Source organism: Butyrivibrio sp. Su6 (assembly GCF_900108105.1).
Taxonomy (GTDB): Bacteria; Bacillota; Clostridia; order Lachnospirales; family Lachnospiraceae; genus Butyrivibrio.
Window position 1 is genome coordinate 22,826 of sequence record NZ_FNUR01000015.1, and the last position, 21,370, is coordinate 44,195.

At 40.6% G+C, this 21,370-nt stretch carries 21 protein-coding genes; 18 read left to right on the forward strand and 3 right to left on the reverse strand.

From position 1 onward, the window contains the following. Positions 1-57 precede the first annotated feature (57 nt). From C4S54_RS13970 to C4S54_RS13980, 3 genes are read left to right on the forward strand one after another with little or no spacing between them, the layout of a single operon-like run. Positions 58-849 (forward strand): alpha/beta fold hydrolase, encoded by a 792-nt coding sequence (locus C4S54_RS13970; RefSeq protein ID WP_103870067.1) that lies wholly within the window; start codon positions 58-60, stop codon positions 847-849. Between the two features lie 10 nt (positions 850-859). Then, positions 860-2,461 (forward strand): Mur ligase family protein, encoded by a 1,602-nt coding sequence (locus C4S54_RS13975; RefSeq protein ID WP_242973830.1) that lies wholly within the window; start codon positions 860-862, stop codon positions 2,459-2,461. Between the two features lie 31 nt (positions 2,462-2,492). Continuing rightward, positions 2,493-3,701 carry a D-alanine--D-alanine ligase family protein gene (locus tag C4S54_RS13980; RefSeq protein WP_103870068.1) on the forward strand — a complete coding sequence of 403 codons (1,209 nt, stop codon included), beginning with the start codon at positions 2,493-2,495 and terminating at the stop codon, positions 3,699-3,701. A gap of 41 nt (positions 3,702-3,742) precedes the next feature. Here the strand turns inward: C4S54_RS13980 and C4S54_RS13985 are convergent, their stop codons facing one another. After that, positions 3,743-4,474, reverse strand: coding sequence for a lysophospholipid acyltransferase family protein (locus tag C4S54_RS13985; RefSeq protein ID WP_103870117.1), 732 nt, complete (start codon positions 4,472-4,474; stop codon positions 3,743-3,745). A 155-nt stretch (positions 4,475-4,629) separates the two neighbouring features. Between C4S54_RS13985 and C4S54_RS13990 the strand changes: the two genes are divergently transcribed. From C4S54_RS13990 to C4S54_RS14000, 3 genes are read left to right on the forward strand one after another with little or no spacing between them, the layout of a single operon-like run. Continuing rightward, complete coding sequence (locus C4S54_RS13990) at positions 4,630-5,967, forward strand: dihydroorotase (protein WP_103870069.1); 1,338 nt, start codon at positions 4,630-4,632, stop codon at positions 5,965-5,967. Then, positions 5,964-6,746 (forward strand): dihydroorotate dehydrogenase electron transfer subunit, encoded by a 783-nt coding sequence (locus tag C4S54_RS13995; RefSeq protein ID WP_103870070.1) that lies wholly within the window; start codon positions 5,964-5,966, stop codon positions 6,744-6,746. The genes C4S54_RS13990 and C4S54_RS13995 overlap by 4 nt, the downstream gene beginning before the upstream one ends. 29 nt (positions 6,747-6,775) lie before the next feature. Continuing rightward, on the forward strand, positions 6,776-7,681 hold the full coding sequence (locus C4S54_RS14000; RefSeq protein ID WP_103870071.1) for a dihydroorotate dehydrogenase: 906 nt from the start codon (positions 6,776-6,778) through the stop codon (positions 7,679-7,681). A gap of 64 nt (positions 7,682-7,745) precedes the next feature. Here C4S54_RS14000 and C4S54_RS14005 read toward each other — a convergent pair whose 3' ends face one another. Beyond that, positions 7,746-8,378 carry a hypothetical protein gene (locus C4S54_RS14005; protein ID WP_103870072.1) on the reverse strand — a complete coding sequence of 211 codons (633 nt, stop codon included), beginning with the start codon at positions 8,376-8,378 and terminating at the stop codon, positions 7,746-7,748. A 177-nt stretch (positions 8,379-8,555) separates the two neighbouring features. Between C4S54_RS14005 and ispE the strand changes: the two genes are divergently transcribed. Then, positions 8,556-9,425, forward strand: coding sequence for a 4-(cytidine 5'-diphospho)-2-C-methyl-D-erythritol kinase (ispE, locus tag C4S54_RS14010; RefSeq protein WP_103870073.1), 870 nt, complete (start codon positions 8,556-8,558; stop codon positions 9,423-9,425). 14 nt (positions 9,426-9,439) lie between these two features. Beyond that, entirely contained in the window at positions 9,440-9,892 is a 453-nt protein-coding gene (locus tag C4S54_RS14015) for a DUF1934 domain-containing protein (protein WP_160110776.1), read from the forward strand. 25 nt (positions 9,893-9,917) lie between these two features. Here C4S54_RS14015 and C4S54_RS14020 read toward each other — a convergent pair whose 3' ends face one another. After that, entirely contained in the window at positions 9,918-10,391 is a 474-nt protein-coding gene (locus tag C4S54_RS14020; RefSeq protein WP_022772381.1) for a hypothetical protein, read from the reverse strand. 174 nt (positions 10,392-10,565) lie between these two features. On the opposite strand from C4S54_RS14020, the gene tig reads away from it, so the two are divergent. From tig to C4S54_RS14070, 10 genes are all read left to right on the forward strand, one after another. Continuing rightward, positions 10,566-11,843, forward strand: coding sequence for a trigger factor (gene tig, locus C4S54_RS14025; protein ID WP_103870075.1), 1,278 nt, complete (start codon positions 10,566-10,568; stop codon positions 11,841-11,843). 29 nt (positions 11,844-11,872) lie between these two features. Next, entirely contained in the window at positions 11,873-13,264 is a 1,392-nt protein-coding gene (gene asnS, locus C4S54_RS14030; RefSeq protein ID WP_022772384.1) for an asparagine--tRNA ligase, read from the forward strand. A gap of 91 nt (positions 13,265-13,355) precedes the next feature. Then, positions 13,356-14,744 carry a C40 family peptidase gene (locus C4S54_RS14035; protein ID WP_103870076.1) on the forward strand — a complete coding sequence of 463 codons (1,389 nt, stop codon included), beginning with the start codon at positions 13,356-13,358 and terminating at the stop codon, positions 14,742-14,744. A 40-nt stretch (positions 14,745-14,784) separates the two neighbouring features. After that, positions 14,785-16,335: a glutamine-hydrolyzing GMP synthase gene (gene guaA / locus C4S54_RS14040; RefSeq protein ID WP_103870077.1), complete on the forward strand. Its 1,551-nt coding sequence runs from the start codon at positions 14,785-14,787 to the stop codon at positions 16,333-16,335. Positions 16,336-16,867: 532 nt separating this feature from the next. Beyond that, complete coding sequence (locus C4S54_RS14045) at positions 16,868-17,668, forward strand: hypothetical protein (protein ID WP_103870078.1); 801 nt, start codon at positions 16,868-16,870, stop codon at positions 17,666-17,668. A gap of 65 nt (positions 17,669-17,733) precedes the next feature. Continuing rightward, positions 17,734-18,489 carry a class I SAM-dependent methyltransferase gene (locus C4S54_RS14050; RefSeq protein ID WP_103870118.1) on the forward strand — a complete coding sequence of 252 codons (756 nt, stop codon included), beginning with the start codon at positions 17,734-17,736 and terminating at the stop codon, positions 18,487-18,489. Positions 18,490-18,608: 119 nt separating this feature from the next. Further along, the gene (locus C4S54_RS14055; RefSeq protein WP_103870079.1) at positions 18,609-19,316 is read left to right on the forward strand and encodes a hypothetical protein; all 708 of its coding nucleotides are present in this window, start codon (positions 18,609-18,611) and stop codon (positions 19,314-19,316) included. 4 nt (positions 19,317-19,320) lie between these two features. Beyond that, positions 19,321-19,977 (forward strand): CD3324 family protein, encoded by a 657-nt coding sequence (locus C4S54_RS16405; protein WP_330405692.1) that lies wholly within the window; start codon positions 19,321-19,323, stop codon positions 19,975-19,977. A gap of 67 nt (positions 19,978-20,044) precedes the next feature. After that, a complete protein-coding gene (locus C4S54_RS14065; RefSeq protein ID WP_200821081.1) occupies positions 20,045-20,515 on the forward strand; it encodes a GNAT family N-acetyltransferase in 471 nt (156 codons plus the stop codon). Positions 20,516-20,825: 310 nt separating this feature from the next. Then, complete coding sequence (locus tag C4S54_RS14070; RefSeq protein WP_330405693.1) at positions 20,826-21,290, forward strand: hypothetical protein; 465 nt, start codon at positions 20,826-20,828, stop codon at positions 21,288-21,290. The last annotated feature ends 80 nt before the right edge of the window (positions 21,291-21,370 follow it).

A 21,370-nucleotide genomic window follows, 5' to 3' on the forward strand; every position in this document is an offset into this window, starting at 1 on the left:
TAAATGACAACCTTTTAATTTGCATGGCACTTTCTTAGGTGTTAATATGGATGAGTCATGAATAAAAATATTAATGGATTAAACATAAATTACATAGATGAAGGGCAGGGACCATTACTTGTGATGCTCCATGGTTGGGGATCTAACATAGATCTTTTCGCCGGAGTCATAGCTTTTGCCAAGAGCAAATATCACGTAGTAGCAATGGATATGCCCGGATTTGGAAAGAGCGACGAGCCGGCAGAGCCCATGAACGTTGATGCATTCGTGGATTTTGTTCTAGCATTTATCAAAAAGCTCTATCCGGAGGAAAAAGAGGTAATATTCCTCGGACATTCAATGGGTGGCAGGATCATAATAAAGCTTGCGTCCGGAATCCATGATGGAAGGATTAAGGCTGATTTTTCAATTCCAAAGGTGATCCTTACTGATTCGGCAGGAATTATTCCTGAAAAAACCGAGGCGCAAAAGAAACGCACAAAGAGATATCACTTTTATAAGAACCTCATAGAAAAAAGCGGAATTCTAAAGATCGATCCTGATGCTCTTAACAAACTTCAGAAGAAATTTGGAAGTGCCGACTATGCTGCAGCTTCACCTGTTATGAGAAAGAGTCTTGTTATGGCAGTTAATGAGGACCTGGTTCCTTACATGCCATCAGTAACTCAGCCGGCTCTTTTGATATGGGGCGATAAAGATACAGCGACACCGCTTTCTGACGGACAGCGAATGGAAAAGCTCATGCCGGAGGCAGGACTTGCTGTGATAAATGGCGCAGGACACTACTCATTCCTTGATAATCCGTATCTTTACAACAGGATTCTTGGAAGCTTTTTAGGCATTGATTAAGAGGTAAAGCATGTTTTTGATGATAGGAAATATAATAATACTATTACTTGTTCTTGTGATGGCAGTGCTGGGACTTAGGTATTACACTCATATGCTCCAGCTATCAAGCTATCAGTTTCAGGGATATTTCAGATTCTTAAGGTCCATCCCACGAAATCTTGTGGCGCACGGAGCATTTCTTCTGACTGTTATTTGCACACTTATAGCAGATGCAAACGGAATAAGAGTACTGCTTTTATCATTTGTGGTAATGATGGCGCTCTATGTATTTCTTCTTATTTCGTATCTTCCCAAGCCTGCCAAAAAGAAATTTGTTGTTACTGACAGAGTAAAAAGACTATTCATCACTTATGTGGTCATTGCGTTAATTTTCCTTGTGGTTGGGGCTTTAATATCAGGAATTCCAGCAATTTCAGCGGTTCTTTTCATGGCTCTTTTGCCGCTTGTTCCTGCACTTGCCAATCTTATAAATAAGCCAATAGAGAACAGAATAAATCAGTACTTTATTGACGATGCAAAGAGAATGCTTAGAGAACATGAGAATCTTCGCATTATAGGTATTACAGGAAGTTTTGGTAAGACAAGTGTTAAGTACTATCTTACGACACTTTTATCAGAAGGCTTTAGCGTTCTTATGACTCCTGAAAGCTACAACACTCCAATGGGAATTGTAAGGACTATAAGAGAGCATTTAAAGCCAACTCACGAGATTTTTGTGTGTGAAATGGGTGCTCGTCACCTTCATGACATAAAAGAGATAACTGATATCGTTCATCCTGATGACGGAATAGTTACATCTATTGGATATCAGCATCTTGAGACTTTCCACAGCCTTGAGAATATCATAAGCACTAAATATGAGCTGCTTGATGCGGTGGATGAAAAAGAAAAAGCCGAAGGCAAAAAAGAAGGTAAACACCTTAAGTTTGTTAACGGAGACAATGAGATAATCCGTGCCAATATGAAATATAAAGATGCCATCACTTATGGACTTAACGATGGCAACGATTACCAGGCAAAAGATATCAGGGTTAACAGCCAGGGAACAACCTTTACTGTTACTTCTCCAAGTGGAGAGACATCAGAATATACGACAAAACTTGTAGGAAGACATAATGTTGAGAATATAGTTGGTGCAATTGCTGCGGCCAACAGTCTTGGAATCTCAATGTCCAAGCTTAAGATCGCTGTAAGGCGTCTTCAGAGCGTTCCTCACAGACTTGAGCTCAATAAGCACGGTAATGTATCCATACTTGATGATGCTTACAACTCCAATCCAAACGGAGCAAAGGTAGCTCTTGAAACACTTTCTCTTTTTAAGGACCAGGTTAAGATCCTTGTTACTCCGGGAATGGTTGAGCTTGGTGAAAAAGAGGATGAGTACAACAAAGAATTTGGAAGGCAGGCTGCTGAGGTTTGCGACTACATAATTCTTGTTGGAGAAAAGAACAGTGCTTCAATAAAGGCAGGAGCTCTGGAAAAGGGCTTTGATCCTGAGAGATTGTTTGTAAAGAATACTCTAAGCGAAGCTACAGCTCTTATGTATGAGATAGATGCAGGAAGAGAAAAAGTTATTTTGCTTGAAAATGATCTTCCGGATAATTATAAATAAATGATAACAGTTTTAGGAAAGAAGGCAGTTTATGAAGCTTAAAGTTGCAGTTTTATTTGGTGGAAAAAGTACTGAGCATGAAATTTCAATAATTTCAGCAATTCAGGCTATAGGCAGTATCAACAAGGAAAAATATGACATTATCCCTGTTTATATGACAAAGAATAATGATTATTATGTTGGAGAATATGTGGACAAGATAGAGGAATATACACATATTCCTGAACTTTTGAAAAAGAGTACTCAGGTTATCTGGGTTAAAGAAGGTGACAAGGTATCTCTTATGAGATATCCAATGAAGAAATTCGGAAATAATGTTATTTCTCAGGTCGACGTTGCATTCCCTATCGTTCATGGAACAAACGTAGAAGATGGTACTTTACAGGGCTATCTTGCTACTCTTGGTCTTCCTGTTGTTGGATGTGATGTTCTTTCATCAGCAGTTGGTATGAACAAGTATGTTATGAAGACAGTTTTAAAGGATAACGGAATCCCTGTTCTTGACTGCAAGTGCTATACATGGAAGGACTACGAGGACGTTAACGGACTTGTTGAAAAAATAGAAAAGCAGTTTGATTATCCTGTAATTATCAAGCCATTAAATCTTGGCTCAAGTATCGGTATAAAGAAGGCATCTAACAGAGAGGGCTTATTAGAAGCTCTTGATCTTGGATTTGAATTTTCCAAGAAAATCCTTGTTGAGCCTGCAATTACTCAGCTTAAGGAGATTAATTGCTCAGTTCTTGGTGACTATGAGTCAGCACAGGCTTCAGAGTGTGAGGAACCTATCAACTCTGATGATATCCTTAGCTTTGAAGATAAGTACATCGGCGGAGCAAAGGGCTCAGCTAAGGGCGGCGCAAAGACCGGCGGTTCAAAGGGAATGGCATCTCTTAAGAGAAAAATCCCTGCTGACATCACATCTGAGATGAGAGATCAGATCAGAAAAATGGCTGTTGACGCATTTATTTGCCTTGGATGCTCAGGAGTTTCAAGAATTGACTTTATGATCGACATGGCAACAAATAAAGTATATTTAAATGAGATCAATACAATTCCGGGATCACTTTCATTCTATCTTTGGGAGCCTCTTGGAGTTAAATATGAACAGCTTTTAGACAGCATGATACAGCTGGCTCTTAAAGCAGACAGAGAAAACCATAAGGTTGTATATTCATTTGAGACAAACGTCCTTGAAGGCGTTCACCTTGGTGGCGGAACAAAAGGAAGTAAGATGTAATTAATTAAAATGGCGAGTGCAGTTTAGCACTCGCCATTTTTTCAAGAATTTACGTTCTTGAGATATGTTTCTTCAACGATCTTTTTAACATACTGATCGATATTTTTCTGATCTTCCTTGGAAAGCTCACTCATAACAACAGGCTTGCAGTACTCGATAGTCACATGAGTGCTCTTTATCAGTGGAAAATGCTTTTCCAAAATATCTTCCGTGTGGGTAACTACTACAGGAACGATGGGGCAATCAGTTCTTTGAGCTATCTTAAAGCTTCCTTTGTGGAATTCGCCAAGTGGCTGATCTGTCTTGTTTCTGGTACCTTCAGGATAGATAAAGATTGAGATGCCGTTCTTAACTTTTTCGATGGCTGAAAGGATCATCTCAAGACCCTTTTTAAGGTCCTTCCTGTCAAGGAAGAGGCAGTCCATATAGATCATCCAAATGTTAAGGAGCGGAACCTTAAGGATTTCCTTTTTAGCAATGAATCCCGTTGGATTAGGAACTCTTGGATAACACAGAACTATATCAAAAATGCTTCTGTGGTTTCCAACATAAAGAACAGCCTTGTCTTTTGGAATATTTTCCTCACCGATGACAGTTCTTTTGACACCGGAGATAAAAATAACTACATTGAAAGCCCAGCTGACGATAGCAAGTGAAGCAGTCTTTTTAGCCCATGGATTGAACTTTCCGACGATCCAGAGGATTCCCTGAATAGGGAGACTGACTATTAAAAATACCGCTACAAATATAACTGCGAGAACTAAACGTATCATTATAAAATTATTTACCTTTCTTTTGTACTTAATAAATCCACCATCTATTTTCTCACGGCTCATAAAAAATAGAAAGAGGATTTTTAACTTGAAAACCATATGTCCGGTAGTGCATTATATAGCATAAGGACAAATTCATATTCAAGGGGATGCAAATGTTACTGATTAAAAATGGACAACTGATGGATCCGGCTTCAGGATTGTGCGGGCTTTGCGACGTGCTTGTTGATGGAGACAGGATCGCTAAGATTGGAATGTGCGGAAGCCTCGATGACATGGCTACTGAGAGCATGCTGCTAAGAGAGGATGAAGCAGGAAATAGACTGACAGATGCGCAGTCAGAAGATACCCTGGTATCAATTGATGCCGCAGGATGCATAGTTGCACCTGGACTTGTGGATGGTCATGTTCATTTCAGAGACCCTGGTTTTACTTATAAAGAGGACATCGAAAGCGGGGCAAAAGCTGCTGCAAAGGGCGGATTTACAAGCGTTGTCATGATGGGAAATACAGACCCGCATATGGACAATACAGATACTATCAAAGATGTGCTGGAAAGAGGCGCCAAAACCGGAATTAACGTCTACACCTGCGGTAATGTGACTAAAAACATGGCAGGAAAAGAACTTGTGAATATGGATGAACTTATAGGCGCAGGAGCAGTTCTTTTCACTGATGATGGGAAGCCGATAGTTGATGAAGAACTTATGGAAAGAGCCTGCAAAGAAGCGGCAAGAGTCGGAAAAGTCATAAGTCTTCATGAGGAAGATCCTTCATTTATAACAGACAATGGCATAAACGCAGGAGATGTGGCTGAGAAGCTCGGATTAGCGGGATCCCCAAGAGAAGCAGAGATCTCCATGGTGAAAAGAGATATCGACATAGCAAGGAAAACAGGCGCAAGCATCACTGTTCAGCATATAAGCGCTGCGGAATCGGTTGAACTTATCAGAAATGCCAAAAAGGAAGGAATCAGGATTCATGCAGAAGCAACACCCCATCATTTTACATTGACTGAGGATGCGGTGCTGAAATACGGAGCTCTTGCAAAAATGAATCCTCCGCTCAGGCTTGAAAGTGACAGACAGGCCATCATAGAGGGCTTAAAAGATGGAACTATAGAAATGATCGCAACAGATCATGCTCCTCATGCAAGAGAGGAAAAAGCAAAAGATTTAAAGGCTGCTCCAAGCGGAATAACGGGACTTGAGACATCGCTTGCACTTGGTATAAGAGAGTTGGTTAACAAGGGATACCTTAGTCTGATGGAGCTTTTGAAAGCAATGACTATCAATCCTTCCAGGATATATGGGATTGATGCGGGGGCTATAAGAGAAGGCGGCTGGGCAGATCTTGTTATTTTTGCCCCGGGTGAAGAGTGGAGCTTTGTTCAGAGCGCTTCGAAATCGTCAAATACTCCCTTCCTTGGTGAGAGATTACCGGGAAAGATTATTTATACAATATGCAGAGGAAAGGTTGTGTACAAAGCATGACAAAGAAAATGAAAAAAGAAGCAAAAGTACTAAGCCAAAAGTTGCTTGCAGATGGCATTTTTGATCTGTGGCTTGAGACAGAAATAGCAAAGGATACTTGTCCCGGGCAGTTTGTTGGTGTGTACACAGTAAATAAGGCAGCTCTTTTGCCCAGACCTATCAGCGTATGCGAGGTAAACAAGGAAAAGACTGCTATCAGACTGGTTTACAGAGTAGTTGGAACCGGAACAGCTGAATTTGCATTGTATCAGCCGGGGGATTACATGATGATCCTTGGACCTCTTGGTAACGGCTTTCCTCTTGAAAAGGCAGAGGGAAAAAGAGTTGTTTTGATGGGAGGCGGAATTGGAGTTCCACCACTTCTTGAAACAGCTAAGAGACTTGGAGAAGGCACAGATGTAATAACAGTAATGGGATATAGAAATTCCGAAACATTCCTTTCAGACGAATTTGAGAAATACAGCAGACTTTACATTGCTTCTGACGACGGAAGCGTAGGAACCAAGGGCAATGTAATTGATGCGTTAAAAGAAAACAAGATAGACTGCGATGTTATTTTTGCCTGCGGACCAATGCCAATGCTCAGGGGAATCAAGGCTTATGCACAGGAGAATGGGATCAAGGCGTATCTTTCACTTGAGGAGAAAATGGCCTGTGGCGTAGGTGCCTGCCTTGGCTGCATCTGCAAGACCAAAAAAGTAGATGATCATTCTCATGTGAAAAATGCCAGGATCTGTACAGACGGACCTGTGTTTGATGCAGATGATCTTGATATGTAAGAAACTATTTGAGGATTGTGAGAGTAGATATGAATACAAAAGTTAAGATAGCAGGAGTAGAATTTAATAACCCGGTAATGACAGCGTCAGGAACTTTCGGATCCGGAATGGAATACGCGGAGTTTGTGGATCTGAATAAGCTCGGAGCTGTAGTTACTAAAGGCGTTGCCAATGTTCCGTGGGAGGGAAATCCCACGCCCAGAGTTGTAGAAGTATACGGTGGAATGCTAAATGCCATAGGCCTCCAAAATCCTGGAGTGGACGTGTTTATAGACAGAGACCTTGAGTTTTTGAAAAAATATGACACAAAAGTAATCGTAAATGTCTGCGGAAAGTCTGTAGAAGATTACCTTGAAGTGGTTGAGAGACTCTCTGATGAAGAAAGAGTTGATATGCTTGAGATAAATGTCTCATGTCCTAATGTAAAAGAGGGCGCCATTGCCTTTGGTCAGAAGAAAGAAGCTCTTTTTGATATAACAAGCAGGATAAAAAAAGTATCCAAAAAACCCATTATCATGAAGCTCAGCCCAAATGTCACAAGCATTGCAGAGATGGCAAAAGCAGCTGAGGCAGCAGGAGCTGATGCGATTTCTCTGATAAATACCATAACAGGCATGAAGATTGATATTTATAAAAGAAAATTCGCCCTTGCCAATAAGACCGGCGGACTCTCAGGTCCTGCGATCAAACCTGTTGCCGTGAGAATGGTTTACGAGGCTTCAAGAGCAGTAAATATCCCTGTTATAGGAATGGGTGGAATAGCAAGTGCAGAGGATGCCATAGAGTTTATTATGGCAGGAGCAACTGCAGTAGCTGTCGGAGCCATGAATTTCCATGATCCATATCTTACAGGGAAAGTTGTAGATGGAATTGAAGAGTATATGAGAAACTACAATGTGGATGATATAAACAGTATCAGAGGCATAGTTGAATAACCGACATAAGAAAAGGAAGAGCCGTTGTAGCTCTTCCTTTTCGATTACTAGCAACTCTTAGTCCTTACTCACTGTCTGTTTTTCCGGTGAGTTCATCGAACCCTTTCATTACAGCTGCATAGGTCTGCTTTGAAATTTCCGGAAGCTCTCCGCCCCAGGTCTTTTCAGCCTGTGCATAGCCCTTCTCGAAAGCATCTCTCATCTTTTCGAGCTTATCAGGGTCGTCGCCAGCCAGCGTCTTGGCAAAATCAAGGATTCTTTCTGAGGTCTTATTTACACCCCAGTAGCCATCCTCGGCGATATCTGCCTGCGCCTGTGCCTTTGTCGCTGCGTCTACAGTGAAATCTCCTTTTGCAAGGAATTTCCACATAGAATCCTCGTCATTTTCAGAATTAGCTATGCCATAGGTTTTGGCCTGCTTGCCCATCATCTTGTGGACAATGTCCAAAAGCTGTTGCTTACGCATTTCTACGTCAGCCTGCATCTGCTTAATGATCTGGGTTCTGTCCGTATTTTTTGAAGATACTTGTGAGGTCTTATCGCTTCCCTCATCTGACTTCTCATATACGGCAGCGGCTTCAGCTTTCACCTTAACTTCATCGTCTTTTTTCTTTTCTTCTACAGAAGAAGGATTGACAGAAGAAGCATAGGTGGTTGCGATGTTGTTAGTAACCTCGGTAACTCCGTTTACGCCCATATAGAACTCCTTTTCCGCGTAGGTCCCTAAAAACCGCGCTGAAACGAAACTATAGTTTACCTAATCTTCTTATCGGCTGATTTTTTAAAAACTTTAGCGTTTTTTTTAATTTTTTTTCTTGAGTTTATGTATAATGAGTGAGAAGATTTTAGAAAAGTAGAATTGGAGCGGATTTTAATGAAAATAACTCGCAAAGCGTATGCAAAAATCAACCTTGGACTTGATGTCACAGGTAAAAGAGCTGATGGTTACCACATTGTTCGCATGATAATGCAGAACGTGGATTTATTCGATACATTGGATTTTGAAGACAACGAGACAGGTGAAATAGTTTTGACGGCTTCTTCACCAAAGATTCCTACAGATGACAGCAATCTCATCTGCAAAGTTGCCAAGCAGCTTCAGGATAAATTTAATGTAAAAAAAGGTGCGAATATTAATCTTGTAAAAAGAATTCCCGTTGCTGCCGGAATGGCTGGCGGAAGTACAGATGGCGCAGCTGCATATATCGCACTCAATGAGCTCTGGAACCTGGGCCTTAGTAAGGATGAGCTGTGTAAACTTGCAGTAAATCTTGGAGCAGATATACCTTATTGCATTATGGGCGGAACTATGCTGGCTGAAGGCATAGGCGAGGAGCTGACTAAGGTTTCTGACCTGCCGCATTGCTACATAGTAATTGCAAAGCCTGCAATTGATGTTTCAACAGGCTGGGTATATAAAGAACTGGATAGTAAAGAAATCGTGGATCACCCTGATATTGATGGTATTAAAAGAGCAATTGAAAAAGGTGATATCCATGAGATGTGTGATCTTATCGGCAATGTCCTTGAACCTGTGACTGCCGGTAAATATGACGAAATCGGAAAAATAGAGAACATCCTTGAAAACAACGGTGCAATAAGAGCTTTTATGACCGGAAGCGGTCCAACTGTTTATGCTATTTTTGATGACAAAAATAAAGCTGAGGCAGCATTAAAAGAAGTAGATAAAAGCAGGCTTGCACCAGAACTCTTTTTATCAGGACCAATAAATCCTGAGGAATGATTGAGGTGTTTTGCATGAAAAAGAATGTAGATGTAAATGTTACCGGTATTCATTCAAGACCAGGTGAACCGACTGAAAAGATTGTTACAACTTCCATGGGAATGTATGAAGTATTGGATGATGGAAGCAAGATATTAGAATATGATGAAAAACAGGATACCGGAAGCGGTGAACTATGTGTCCATAACAAGGTGTGCATTGCATCCGACGGTAATAGTATGGAGATTACAAGGGGCGGAGACATGAACTCCAAGCTTGCTTTTGGAAAAGAGCTGGAGTATGACACTGCTTATGAGACACCTTATGGTACAATGCAGATGAAAGTAGTTACCACAAGCTTTGATTTTATAAATATCAGACATGAGGAGGAAATGAAACTCATGGCTGAATATGAACTTGAGATGGGTGGCGAAGTTTTGTCGGATTCCATGATAATCATAGAAATAAAAAATGCTGAGACAGTTTAACTGTCCCAGCTTTTTCTTTTTACTGTTATTTAACCATTTTAGCTCCGGCTTTTTCCTGAGCCTTGGCAACGAGATTCTTAAAGAATCCCTTCTTCTGTTCAGGTGCCTGAACCTTACCGTGAAGACCCTTAACCTCTGTAACATAGATTCCACTAACTGAAGCCTTAACTTCTTTTTTAACCGGAACCTGATCATAAATCTTTTCGTCACAGATAAGACTCATTACTCTGTTTCCAACTCTTACCTTAAGGATTGGAAGTTTAGATCTTCTGAGAAGCTTAGGTGTCTGCTCAATAACTGACTGAGGAAGACCTGATTCGTTTAATTTCATTCTCTTTTTATCAATTATAAGCATAGTGATCGTCTGCTTCATCGCATCGAGCTGAACCTGCTGTTCGGCCTGCTTCTTCTGAGCTCTTTTACCAACTATGATCAAAGCAACGATGGCAGCGATAAGAATCACTGAAATAACAATAGCAACGATAGCCCCTGTACTCAAAATATAATCCTCCAAATAATAAAAATATAGCAAGATGTATTTTAGCATTATTTAGGAAGATAAGCAAATAAAATACTTTAATCTGTTTGTAAGGTGTGGTAGTATAAAAAATATTGTTTTTACAAATGTTATGAAAGGTGGAATTATACCGATTTCACTGGAGGAGAATTAGAAATGAGAAACAAAATCGCATTATTAATGACTGGAGTTTTAGTCGTTGCATCACTTACAGCCTGCACCGGAAAAAATAATACAGAAACAGCTACAAATGCAGCGTCAGAGACCAGCTCAGTTAGTTCAGATGAGGCTGTAGTTGCTGCTTCAGATAGTTCAGCAGAGACAACACCTACAATTTCAGCTTTAGAGAATCTTGAGAACCTTGAGACAATGACACTTGCAGAGATCAACCCGGAAGAGTTTGTTACTCTTGGTGAGTACAAGGGTGTTACAGTAGAAGTTGCAGCACCAAATGTTACTGATGAAGATGTTGAGAGCCAGCTCAGCAGTATCTTTTCAAGCAACCCACCTATGACTGAGGTTACAGACAGAGCAGTTCAGGATGGAGATACAGTAAATATCGATTATGTAGGTAAATATGCTGACAGCGGAGAGGCTTTTGACGGCGGTACAGCACAGGGTGCTGATCTTGTTATTGGATCAAACTCATACATTGATGGTTTTGAGAGCGGTCTTATTGGAGCAAATATTGGTGATACAGTAGATCTTAATCTTACATTCCCTGAGAACTATGGCGCTACAGATCTTGCCGGCAAGGATGTCATCTTCACAGTTACAATCAACAGCATCTCTGTACAGTCAGATGAGATGACAGATGAGTGGGCAGCAGGTCTTGGAGCTAATTTCAGCAAAATTGGTGAAGGCTACGAAGACAGAGCAGTTACAAATCTTGCAGATTTAAGAGAATACATCAGATGCGGACTTGAAGAGGACGCTAAGGATACTTACAATAACAATGTAGATAATGAAGTTCTCACAAAAGTTATGGAAAACTGTGAGTTTAAGGATGTTCCTGAAAAGCTTTATAACAGATACCTTAAGCAGCAGAATGAACAGCTTGAGTACTACGCAAGCATGTATTCAATGTATGTTCAACAGCAGCTTACAGCCAGCGATATCGTTAATATGATGATCCAGAATGAAGGTTCAGCTCTTTCAGGTGATGATTATTTAAAAGAAATGGTAACAAATTCTACACAGCAGTTCGTTATGTTTGCAGCAGTTGCAAAGGCTGAAGGAATTGAAGTTACAGATGATGATATAGATGCATATCTTAAGAATGCTTACGATACAGCATCAACAACAGCTTACAGTTCATACGAAGATTTCAGAGCAACAATTGACCCTGAAGTTTACAGAGAAGGTTTGATGGCAGAGAAGGTATTAGACTTCCTTGTAGAAAATGCTAATGTCGTTGAGCCAGCAGGAGAATAATTTACCTTTTTCATAGATTGGAGGACGCCATGGAATTAGTTGATATCAGAGCGCTGTTTGAACAGCAGGAAAAGTATTCAGGACAGAAAGTTACTGTAGGTGGATGGATCAGAAATATTCGTGATTCAAAGACTATCGGTTTCATCATGCTTAATGATGGTACATATTTCAAGCCTTTGCAGGTTGTTTATACTGACGGACTTGCAAACTTTGCAGACATCAGCAAGCTCAATGTAGGAGCAGCAGTTATCGTAACAGGTAGCATTGTTGCAACTCCTAATGCAAAGCAGCCATTTGAGATGCAGGCTGATTCAGTTGAGATAGAGGGACCTTCAACTCCTGATTATCCACTTCAGCCAAAGAGACATACACTTGAGTACCTCAGAACAATTCCTCATTTGAGAGCAAGAACAAATACTTTTGAAGCTGTATTCAGAGTACGTTCAGTAGCTGCATATGCTATTCATTCTTTCTTCCAGGAGAGAAACTTCGTATATGTTCACACTCCACTTATCACAGGAAGTGACTGTGAAGGTGCAGGAGAAATGTTCCAGGTTACAACAATGGATCTTAACAACGTTCCAAAGACTGAAGAGGGAGCAGTTGATTACTCAAAAGACTTCTTCGGAAAGCCTGTAAACCTTACAGTTAGTGGACAGCTTAATGTTGAGACATATGCATTCGCATTTAAGAATGTTTACACATTCGGACCTACATTCCGTGCAGAGAATTCTAACACAACAAGACATGCTGCAGAGTTCTGGATGATCGAACCTGAGATGTGTTTTGCAGATCTTAAGGACGACTGTGATACAGCAGAAGCAATGCTTAAGTATGTTATCAGCTATGTTCTTGAGCACTGCCCTGAAGAGATGGCATTCTTTAACGAGTTCATTGATAAGGGACTTATCGATAGACTTAACAACGTAGTAAACAACGAGTTTGGCCGTATTACATATACAGAAGCTATTGAGCTTTTGGAAAAGCACAATGATAAGTTTGATTACAAGGTTTCATGGGGATGTGACCTTCAGACTGAGCATGAGAGATATCTTACAGAAGAAATCTTCAAAAAGCCTGTATTTGTAACTGATTATCCAAAGGAAATCAAGGCATTCTATATGAAACTTAATCCGGATGGAAAGACTGTAGCAGCAGCTGACTGTCTTGTTCCAGGAATCGGAGAGATCATTGGAGGAAGCCAGAGAGAGGATGATCTTCAGCTTCTTGAGAGCCGTATGGATGAACTTGGAATGAAGAAGGACGAGTATCAGTTCTATCTTGATCTTCGTAAGTACGGTAGTGTTCGTCACGCAGGATTTGGTCTTGGATTTGAGCGTTGCGTAATGTATCTTACAGGAATGGGTAACATTCGTGACGTTGAGTCATTCCCAAGAACAGTTGGTAACTGTGAACTCTGATAATCATTTGAGAGTTGGACACATATATAAGTCAATATTGTTGTATAATGATATTGAAGTAAAATCTTAATTAGGAGCAAGGGGGATAGGTATGAAAAAAAGTAGTTTTTTTGTAGTAATAGCTATGTCTCTTGTTATGAGTTTACTGGTGGCAGACCCTGTATGGGCTACCACCAGTACTGATTTACAGCAAAAACAGAATAAGCTTGAACAAGAACAGAAAGCACTGGAGTCCCAACAGAAATCACTCCAGTCACAACAAAAAGACAGCCAGAACAAGTTAAACAATGCCAACAGTCAGATAGGCAGTATCTCAGAAGCCAAAGGGGAAACAAAAGAGGCAATTGATGAGACCAATGCAGTTATTGTTGGTCTTATGACAGATATAGAGCTCATCAAGGAAGACATTGACAGGACGCAAGAGCAGATCGAGATAACACAGCAAGAGTATGATGAGGCCAAAAAGCAGGAAGAGACCCTTTATGAAGCGATGGTCCAGCGAGTTAAGTTTATGTACGAAAAGGGAAACCTGTCGTATGTGCAGATTCTTTTGACTGCAACAAGCTACGCTGATGCGCTTAATAAGGCCCAATACGTTGAACAGCTTTATGAGTATGACAGAATAAAACTTGCAGAGTATGTAGCAGCCAAGGAAAAGGCTGAGGCATATGGCAAACAGCTGGAAGAAGAAAAGGCAGAACTTGAAACTTCCAAATATGAGCTTGAAGAGGAAGAAGCTTATATGGAGGAAGTGCTTGCTGAGTACAAGGCAACATATGCTGATTATGAGGTTAAGCTTGCCAAGGCAAAGCAGGAGGCTGCAGTTTATACAGCACAGGTAAAGAGCCAGCAATCAAGTATAGCATCGCTTCAGAAACAGATAGAAGCAAAAGAAAAGCAGGTTGAAGAGACCAAAAAGGCAAAAGAAGAAGCACTAAAGGCAGAAGAGGAAGCAAGAAGAGCTGCAGAGGAAGCTGCCAATGCTGAAAATGAAGATGGTGATAATTCCGGCTATTCTACTGGTACCGGGACAACTTCTTCAGGAACAACATACACAGATACAACTTCAGATTCAGATGATGACGATGATGATGATAATTCGTCAGGTTCTTCCAAAAGCTACGCTGCAGCAGGAAGTGCAACTGGTTCAAATATTGCGAAGTTTGCATGCCAGTTTGTAGGTAATCCCTATGTAGCAGGTGGAACAAGCCTCACAGACGGAGCAGATTGCTCAGGTTTTGTAATGGCTGTATATCAGGCCTTTGGAATATCGGTTCCCAGAACATCATGGGCTCAAGGATCTTATGGAACAGAGGTTTCATATGCAAATGCTCAGCCTGGAGATGTTATTTATTATGGTGGACATGTCGGAATATATATCGGTGGTGGACAGATTGTTCACGCAAGTACTCAGAAAACCGGTATCAAGATTACTAATGCCAACTACAGATCCATGATATCTGTAAGAAGATATATTTGATAATACATGGTAACTATTAACTCTGTTATATGGAGGAAGCATGGCTACAGAAGAAAAAGTTATAGTAATTGACTTTGGCGGGCAATACAATCAGCTTGTTGCCAGAAGAGTCAGAGAATGCAACGTTTACTGCGAAATCTATTCTTATCGCACACCTATCGACCAGATTAAGGCGATGAACCCCAAGGGAATTATTTTAACAGGTGGACCAAATTCCTGTTATGAAGATGGAGCTCCAACTTATACTAAAGAGCTCTTTGAACTTGGAATTCCTGTACTTGGTTTATGCTATGGAGCTCAGTTAATGATGCACGTACTTGGTGGAAAGGTTGAGAAAGCACCTGTCCGTGAGTATGGTAAGACTGAGACATTTATAGACGGCTCAAAGGATACTCTTTTTGCCAGTATAGAGGAGAAGACTATAGTATGGATGAGCCACTTTGATTATATCAGCAAGGTTGCTCCGGGATTTGACATTATCGCTCATACAGCTGACTGCCCTGTTGCAGCAGCCGCTTGTGAGGACAAAAAGCTTTATGCGATCCAGTTCCATCCTGAAGTTCTCCATACTGTAAAGGGTAAAGAGATCCTTCATAACTTCGTAAGAAATATTTGCGAAACAGCCGGAACATGGAGAATGGATTCTTTTGTAGAGAATACAATTAAGGAAATCCGTGCGAAGGTTGGCGACGGCAAGGTATTACTTGCACTTTCCGGTGGTGTGGATTCATCTGTCCTTGCAGCGCTTCTTGCAAGAGCAATAGGAAAACAGCTTACATGCGTATTCGTAGACCATGGTCTTCTTCGTAAAAATGAAGGCGATGAGGTTGAGAGCGTATTTGGACCAAACGGTAACTTTGATATCAACTTTATCAGAGTAAATGCAGCACAGCGCTATTATGATAAATTAAAGGGCGTAGAAGAGCCTGAACGCAAGCGTAAGATCATCGGTGAAGAGTTCATCAGAGTCTTTGAGGAAGAAGCCAAGAAGATTGGAACTGTAGATTTCCTTGCGCAGGGAACCATCTATCCTGACGTGGTTGAATCAGGACTTGGAGGAGAGTCAGTAGTTATTAAGTCCCACCACAATGTTGGAGGACTTCCTGACTATGTTGATTTTAAAGAGATAATCGAACCACTTCGTTCCTTGTTTAAGGATGAAGTTCGTAAGGCGGGTCTTGAACTTGGCCTTCCTGAATACCTGGTATTCCGTCAGCCATTCCCAGGCCCTGGACTTGGAATCCGAATTATCGGTGAAGTTACAGCAGAGAAAGTAAGAATTGTTCAGGACGCTGACTTCATCTACAGGGAAGAACTTGCAAACGCAGGACTCGAGAAACTTCCTGATCAGTATTTTGCAGCTCTTTCCAATATGCGTTCAGTAGGCGTAATGGGAGATGAGCGTACATACGATTACGCAGTAGTCCTCCGTGCAGTTGAGACAGTCGACTTCATGACAGCTGAAGCTTCAGAGATTCCATTTGCAGTACTTCAGAAAGTCATGAGCCGTATCATAAACGAGGTTAAAGGTGTTAACCGCGTAATGTACGATCTCACAAGTAAGCCACCAGGAACGGTAGAGTTAGAATAAGATAACGAGTGTTATTATATCAGGCCCTGGAAGCGCATATATGCGACTTCTAGGGCCCTGTTGTTATACTGGCTGAATTCGTCAGAGTTTAATCCTTAAGGCATAACCGTATGGGAATCAATACGGTTAGAAATCTCTTTACTTTTTTTCTGTGTTGTTATATATTGTCACTTGTATTTCAAGATAGTTCTTTTCAAAGTTCGTTTTGAAATGGCTGTTCTTTCTGGGACAGCTTGGTAATTCCCAAAATAATAGATAAATAAGGGGCAAAAGAAGACGGCTTACGTGAGCATTGGCTTTTTTGAGCTACTATTCACGTAGTGACAAGCATGATATTTAGGCTGTTTACGTGAGAGACTGCTCTTAATTCTTGTGGTTCACGTAGAAATGAAAAGATTTTTGAAAAAATTACGTGAGGAGAATCTTGTTAACGGGGAGTATCACGTAAAATGCCAGAATATCAGTGCGAAACTACGTGATAATAGCCTAAAGATAAAGCGGTGTCACGTAGATTCGAAAAAGGAGTTTAGTGATGCAGAATTACAAGGATGAATTGGAAAAACAAATACAGGAGATAGATGCTCTAATAACCCAAATTGATAAGAATGCATTAAGGGTAAAAAGCTTGAGCAATTGTGGTATTGCAATAAGTAAGAGCAACGGGAAAGACCAGTATTACTGGGTAGATAAACTCACACAAAAACGAAAGTATGCGAGAATCGAGGAAATTGACAAGCTAAAGAAAGTTGCACAGCGAGATTATGAAATGACACTTAAAAAGAAACTTGAAATAATTAGAAATGATATTTTACAGTTTTTAAAGCTATATGACATAAATAGTCTTGAAAATGTGTATATAAGCATGTCAGACGCAAGGAAAAAACTGGTCACACCAATTATTGAACCTTTGGAAATGTATGTTGAGAATTGGAAGAATGAAATCTATGAGCCAATGGGATTCAGCGAAAGTGTAACAGAGTTTATCTCAAACAATGGTATACGGGTAAGATCAAAATCTGAGCTGATAATAGCTAATATGCTGGAACAAAAGGGGATTCCATACAGGTATGAATATCCATTTACACTTAAGGGCATTGGAACTGTAAGACCAGATTTTACGTGCCTTAATATCCGTACTAGAAAGGAATATATATGGGAACATTTCGGAATGATGGATAACATATCTTATGCAAACAAGAACATAGGTAAGATAGAGTCATATGAGCAAAGTGGATACTTTCTGGGGAAAAATATGATCATGACATTTGAGACTTCTCAACATGCCATCAGTTCTAATATAATAAAGGCTATGATTAAAGAATATCTAGTTTAGCAGGTTATGGCGCAATTCAACTTGAGGGATAAATGTCCATAAAAAATGCCGGGAGGATAACGGTTTTGGAAGAATACAGTAAACAACATAAGAAAGCCTGGGAGTTTGATGCATATGACTTTTGGGTAAGAACCGCCGGGACACCGCAGGAAAGGGCTGCAAAGGATAAAGAAAACCCCAGGAAGATGCTAAAGCAGTATGCGAACTACTTTGATTCTTTTGAAGGTGTCAAGGTGGCAAATATATGCGGATCTTGCGGAAAAAAGGCAATTCCACTGGCTCTTTTGGGAGCAGAGGTTACAGTATTTGATATATCCGAGGCCAATAAGAAATATGCCATGGAAACTGCTGAAGCTGCAGGCGTGAAGATTGGATATGAAGTCTGTGACATCATGGAAATAGATATGGACAAGTATGCCGGTTTTTTTGATGTTGTCTTTATGGAGGGTGGGATTCTTCATTATTTCCACGATATAGATGCTTTTATGACCGTTATGAACGGACTCTTAAAGTCTGGTGGAAAGATGATCTGCAGTGACTTCCATCCATTTACGAAGATTTCCGATATACTTGGGCTGCAGCAGCCAACCATGAGTTATTTCTCAACAGATATCTTTGAAGGAGAGATGGCGCACGCAAGGTTTTACGATGAGGAGATCCGTAAGCAGATCCCGAAATGCCATTACAGGAAGTACACCATCAGCGAGATCATCAATTCTATCATCGGGAGCGGATTTACTTTGGAGCGTTTTGATGAACATCCTTCATGGGAAAATGAAAAACTCCCGGGTGAGTTTACAGCGATAGCAATAAAGCGGTGAGTAAAGTTTTGTTATAACAGTTCTTTCTATATGAGGCTGCCGGGGTGGCTGTTATCATTCTTTTTGTAAGGCGCCGATACAAGTAACAGGAAATAAGCAGATACGAAAGGATGATAAAAATGAACAGAGATATTTTTATAAAAAACCTGACCGGAGACCGGATAGAGATGAGTCCCAAGGGCAGATGTGCAAACGAGCTTTCCGTTGAAGAATTTGAAAAAGGATATGAGAAGTTTTTCGAAATGATCTTTGAGGTCGCCGATACGGATGTTTCCTCCATAACCGGATACGGGGAATTTGACGAAGACAACAAAGCCCCATTTGCCACATTCGAGGAATTTGTCCGTGAGACCTTTAACGAGGATCAGGAAGGCTACTGGCATAACTGGACGCAGATGTTTGAAACAACATTCCTCAAGAAAGATTATTTCGATAAGATATTTGCAAAGATCATGCAGTATGCACCCTACTGCGAAGGGCAGAGATTCCTTGCAAATAACAATACCTTTTTTGTCAACATGATCGTGGATGATTCGGGAAAAACCTACTGCGCAGACTGGGGCCGTGCCGGTATAATGGACTTTATAATGGATTTTGCGATTCTTGATCTGAATAAGCCATATTTACTGGTTCCGGAAAAGCTATATGAGTATGTCCAGAAAAAGAAGATTGATATAAAAAACTATAAGGAACGTTTTCTGTGCATGGCGTATTTTAAGGGACTGCACACACTCATGTGGCATGCATCCATAGACGATCTTGAGTCCTGCGAATCCATTACCGCATCTTTAAATGAACTGGAAGAACGCATGAACAGGCTGGTCTGAACAGATGAAATATGAAAATGCAAAGGATATTCTTCCAGCAAGCCTTTTGAGAGAAGTGCAAAAGTATGCAGAAGGAAAAGCCATCTATATACCTAAGCGCGAAAAATCAAAGGGCTGGGGAGAAGCATCTGGTTATCGTGAAAAACTGAATAAGAGAAATGCTCTCATCTGCAGCAGGTATGGCGCAGGTGCCGGTATTATGGAACTGGCGGAGGAGTTTTTTCTCTCTCCGGAATCGATCAAGAAAATAGTGTACGGTAAGAAGATAAAACTTCCGGAGTATTCGCCCACCATATACTCCGCAAAGCAGTATTCGGATGCCGGTATAGGTGAAGAATGGGTAAGGATATATCTGGACAATGAAGGTATGGATACACCTGACGGATCAGAGTTTTTCCTGTCTGAACTTGTGAAAATCCCTCTTCGCCTTATAGAGGATGGTACAGGTGCGGAGGCAAAAGAAGAATCGGATGCGTATACAGATAAACCTTTGATCATTATGTTCGAGGATCACAGATTCAGAAGTTTCTGTGGAGAAGAATATCTTGCTTTGCTGAGAAAGGAAAAGAAGAACGCTCACTGGGCTTTTATTTTCGTGAGCCACAAGGAGTACAGTTACTATCTTAACAACTTCGGCAAGCAGTTTCAGAGAGGAAAATGATTTAGAAAATCGAAAATGTGGGGTAAATGCGAGGAAGGGATACTTGTGGAATTGTGGGATGCCTATGATGAGTAAAGAAATAAAAATTATAGAAGAGAAAGAAGTTAATCAGAAACAAAGAATTGCCAGAGAAATCCTAGAGGCATTACCTGACTGGTTTGGAATTCCTGAAGCCAGAGAACAGTACATAAAAGAAAGTCCAGATCAGCCATTCTTTGCTGCGTATGATTCGAATAAACCTATAGGTTTTCTTTGCCTTAAAGAAACAGGTAAAGAAACCGTTGAGCTCTGTGTTATGGGAGTGCTGAAAGATTATCACAGAAAGGGCATTGGAAGAAAACTTTTTGAACAGGCGAGAGAAAAGGCCAAGCAAGCGGGTTATTCGTTTATGCAGGTTAAGACGGTTCAGATGGGACGATACGAAGATTATGATGCTACCAATCATTTTTATTTGTCCCTTGGGTTTAAAGAGTTTGAAGTGTTCCCGACTTTGTGGGACGAGTGGAATCCATGTCAGATATATGTAATGTCGCTTTGATAACACTCCCGTGATGAAAATTTGATAACATTAGCTGATATAGTCTATGTAATATGGACAGCTGAACCCAAATGGAATCAAATCGTAACAGAAAACCCTAACAAAAAATGTTTAAGACATAGGTTTAGTTAGGGAACTGGAATAACGGGTGAGTGGTTCCAAGTGGTTTGCAAGTGCATAGAAAACCAGTAATATCAAGTGCTGAGAGCGTTTGCTCCCGGCTCTTTTTTTGTAATGATTCTAATAGTGATTCTAAATTGATTCTATAAATAGCTTTCTCAAACCACACATTGCGTGCATGGGGCGGGCGATGATTGCCTGTGAGAATAGTGGACACAGTGTTTTAGATGATTTTGCTGAGGTCAGCAAAATCGTGGATGCAGGAGCAACGTCCAAACCGATAAAAGATTATGAGTTGTCAAGATACGCATGTTATTTAATCGTTCAGAATGGTGACCCGCGCAAAGAAGTCATCGCGTTGGGACAGACACAGAAGATTCTTGATTATATGGGCAGTACCGAATTGATTGCCAATTTATTCAGAATATCGCAAACAGAAGAAAAGCTACGCAAGGATAGAGTTGAGGGAGCTGAGAATGCTACAAGCATTCATTACAATGTTGGAAAGGAAGTAAGAACAGCCATAAAGAAAATCGGTGGCACTATGCCGGAAGATTTACCTACACCTGAGAAAAGCATTCAACAGATTGAGCAGGAACAGATGGCAAGGCTTAAAGCAAAGGCAAAAAAAGGAAAAATACTGTTGGACGAGTGACATATGTGTCATAGGGCAAAGCAGATTATCCTCCACGAGGTAAACTGCTTTATCCTAAAAGAATTAAATAGAACATAAGT